Below are 3,546 nucleotides of genomic sequence, written 5' to 3' on the forward strand. Positions count from 1 at the left end.
GCTTGGTCGTGCGGTGGGGCCGCCGGGCGGGGCCCCGGGGCGCCCGCGGACGACTACCTGCCGGCTGGTTCAGCAGGTGGCGTTGGTCTGGGTCAGCAGGCCCATGCGCCAGGGGAGTTGGCTGTACTCGCCGCCGGCGCTCGGGTTGATGCCCTGGTAGAGGAACTGCAGTCGGCACGGGTTGATGGTCATCGTCTGGTCGTTGCCCGCTCTCAGCAGCTCACCGTGGCTGAAGTCCTGCGTCCAGTTCTGCGTTCCGGACGGGAAGGTCACGTTGTTGGAGCGGGCGAACGGGTTGGACTCCGTACCGTGCAGCGCGGTCCACGGTCCGCTGATGCTGCTGGAGGTGAAGGACCGGTACCAGCGGCGACCGTTGGAGCCGATGGCCTCCTGGAGCAGCAGGTACTCGTTGCTGCTCCCCAGCTTGTAGACCGCGGTGCCCTCGAAGAGGTTGTTGCGGTTGGAGTCCTGGAGGGCGATGACGGTGTTGCCGAACCCGTTGGGGAAGTTCGCCACCGACGTCTGGGCCCGGTAGATGTGGCCGTTGTCGTCGCTGGAGAAGAGGTGACAGTTGGCGGTGTCGCAGATGACCCAGTAGTCCAGCCAGGCGCCGTTGCCGATGTTCTGCCGGACGATGTCGGGCACGCTGTTCATGAAGTTTCGCGGCGTCGACCAGGATCTCGGGTTGCTGGGGTCGCTGCTGGTCGAGTAGGACGGCAGTCCGGTCTGGTAGACCAGGTACCACAGGTTCTGCGGTGCGAAGTAGAACACGTGTGGGGCCGCCCGGTAGCCGGTGCCGACGCCGGAGGCGGTGTCCAGGAAGGTGTGTTGCGCGCCGGCCATCTGTGACCAGTCGGGCGCCGCGAAGTGCACCAGGTTCCAGCCGCCGCTCCGGCTGGCGGTGGTGGCGTAGATCTGCCACTGGTTGTTGTGCCACACCACCGAGTAGTCCTTGATCGAGACGATGTCGTGCGTCGCGTCCGACCTCGGGCCGGCCAGGATGCCGCTGGAACTCCACTGCATGGAGGCGGGCAGTGACGAGCCGGGCGGCGTGGTGCCTCCCCCGACGCGCACCAGTTGCCACTGCTGGTTGGCGCCGCCCCAGTCGGTGTACTGGACGACGTTGGCACCGTCGTTGGTCGCCGCGCCCTGCACCTCGACGGCCTTGCCGCTGTTGCGGTTGATCAGCCGCACGTGCCCGCCGTCCGAGTCGGCCAGCCGGAACTGCTGGTTGGCGGTGTTGTTGTCGGCCCACTGGACGATGTTGCCGCCGTCGGCCGTCGAGAAGTTGTGGACGTCGAGCACCTTGCCCGAGTGCCGCGACCGCAACCGGTAGTAGCCGCCGCCGGAGTCGACGAACTGCCACTGCTGCTGCGCCTGGTCGTTCCTGGACCACTGCGTGATCCGCGCCCCGTCGTTGGTGGCCAGGTTGTACACGTCCAACGCCTTGCCGCTGTTCCGGTTCACCAGCACGTACCAGGCGCTGGTGTCCACCGTCGCGGCCGAGGCGGGCGCGGCGCCGACGACGGTCATCAGGCTCGCGAGGAGAGAGGCCACGAGGAACCCGATCGTGGTGGCCAGTCGGCGACGCCGCGCGAACCCGCGGCGCGTCTGTCTCGTCGCCGGCGTCCGCGGCGCGGACACCCAGGAGTCGTTCGCCCCGTTCATGGGGGTGCTCCGTTTCGTTGTCAGGGGCCACACCGGCCCGGCTTCAGCCGACGCGTACCAGTTGCCACTGCTGGTTGGCGCCGCCCCAGTCGGCGTACTGGACGACGTTGGCGCCGTCGTTGGTCGCCGCGCCCTGCACCTCGACGGCTCTGCCGCTGTTCCGGTTGATCAGCCGCACGTACCCACCACCGGAGTCCAGGACCTGGAACTGCTGGTTGGCGGTGTTGTTGTCGGCCCACTGGACGATGTTGCCGCCGTCGGCCGTCGAGAAGTTGTAGACGTCGAGCACCTTGCCCGAGTGTCTGGATCTGACGCGGTAGTAACCGCCGCCTGAGTCCACGAACTGCCACTGCTGCTGCGCCTGGTCGTTCCTGGACCACTGCGTGATCCGCGCCCCGTCGTTGGTGGCCAGGTTGTACACGTCCAACGCCTTGCCGCTGTTCCGGTTGACCAGCACGTACCAGGCGCCGGTGTCGATCCCGTCGGTGGGCGGCGGCGTCGTGCCGCCCTCGTTGAGCGCGTTCAGCACCGCCGTGTAGGCCGGCTTCTTGTTGCCCGAGGCGTCGAAGAGCAGCGGGTTCTGTCCGGTCCGCCACGAGTCGCTGTCCCGGATGCCCCACACGGTGATGCCCGCGCACCGCGCGACGGCCAGGCAGGCGCGGGTCACGGTGGAGTAGACGTTCGCCTGGTTCGAGCCCGAGATGTCGAGCTCGGTGATCTGCACGTCGACGCCCAGGTCGGCGAAGCGCTGGAGGTTCGCCTGGTAGTCGCCGGGCACCGAGTTGGTCAGGTGCGACTGGAACCCGACGCAGTCGATCGGCACCCCGCGCGCCCTGAAGTCCCGGACCATGTTGTAGATCGCGGTGCTCTTGGCGTTGATCCCGTCGGTGTTGTAGTCGTTGTAGCAGAGCCGCGCGTTCGGGTCGGCGGCGCGGGCCGCGCGGAACGCCGCCTCGATCCAGTCGTTGCCGGTGCGCTGGAGGTTGGAGTCCCGCCGGGCCCCGCTCGTGCCGTCGGCGAACGCCTCGTTGACCACGTCCCACGAGTGGATCTGACCCCGGTAGTGGGTGGCGACCTGGGTGACGTGGTTCATCATCGCCGACCGCAGCGTGCTGCCCTCGAGGCCCTGCGCCCAGCCGGGTTGCTGGGAGTGCCACAGGAGGGCGTGGCCGCGCACCGACATGCCCTGCTGCCGGGCGTGGTTGAGGATCCGGTCACCGTTCGTGTAGTTGAACTGCCCCCGGTTGGGCTCGGTGGCGTCCCACTTCATCTCGTTCTCGGCGGTGACGCTGTTGAACTCGCGGTTGAGGATCGACGTGTAGACGCCGTCGTTGAGCTTGCCGGCGGCGACGGCCGTGCCGAAGTACCGGCCGCGCTCGGCCGCCGAGGTGCCCAGCGTGGTGCCGGCCTCGGCGGTGCCGGCCAGCGCGACGATCGTTCCCGAGGCGACGAGCACGGCGACCAGCAGCATCACCAGCGCTCTGAGCCGGCGTAACGGGGCGAGCCCGGTGCCCGCCCGTATCGGTTGATCCATCTGACGTCCCTTCAGATGAGGTGGCGAGGAGCGAGCCCGGCCTCACCGGGCGCGCGGACGTCCCGGTCGTCGGCCTCGGATGTCGGCGGCCTCACCGGAACGGGATGAGGTGGTGCGTGACGCGATGGTGCGTGGCACGGTGACGCGACCGTCGGCGGGGGGATGAGCCGTCCACCCGCGACCCCCGACGTTCGACATATCGAACATCAGTCGGTGCATCAGACAGCAGGATGGCAGGCGCCGCCCGGAGGGCGTCAATACCTTCGACAGGATTCGGTGTTCAGTCGCGAAAAGGTGTGGTGCTGTCGCGGATGACGAGTTCGGTGGCGAGTTCGGCGCGGCGC

Annotated in this window: 2 protein-coding genes; both read right to left on the reverse strand. The window is 68.4% G+C overall.

Features of this window, described 5'->3' with window-relative positions; genetic code table 11:
• Positions 1-69: 69 nt before the first annotated feature.
• Positions 70-1,533, reverse strand: a complete 1,464-nt coding sequence (locus ACFWI8_RS36150) for a non-reducing end alpha-L-arabinofuranosidase family hydrolase (RefSeq protein ID WP_387100472.1) — start codon at positions 1,531-1,533, stop codon at positions 70-72.
• A gap of 178 nt (positions 1,534-1,711) precedes the next feature.
• Entirely contained in the window at positions 1,712-3,202 is a 1,491-nt protein-coding gene (locus ACFWI8_RS36155; RefSeq protein WP_387100469.1) for an endo-1,4-beta-xylanase, read from the reverse strand.
• Positions 3,203-3,546 lie beyond the last annotated feature (344 nt).

Origin of the sequence: Streptomyces sp. NPDC127098 (assembly GCF_042722465.1) — a bacterium.
Lineage (GTDB): Bacteria > Actinomycetota > Actinomycetes > Streptomycetales > Streptomycetaceae > Streptomyces > Streptomyces millisiae.

Coding starts and splice junctions, on each gene's coding strand:
- ACFWI8_RS36155 (WP_387100469.1), bottom strand. CDS start 3,202: ATGGATCAACCGATACGGGCGGGCACCGGGCTCGCCCCGTTACGCCGG.
- ACFWI8_RS36150 (WP_387100472.1), bottom strand. CDS start 1,533: ATGACCGTCGTCGGCGCCGCGCCCGCCTCGGCCGCGACGGTGGACACC.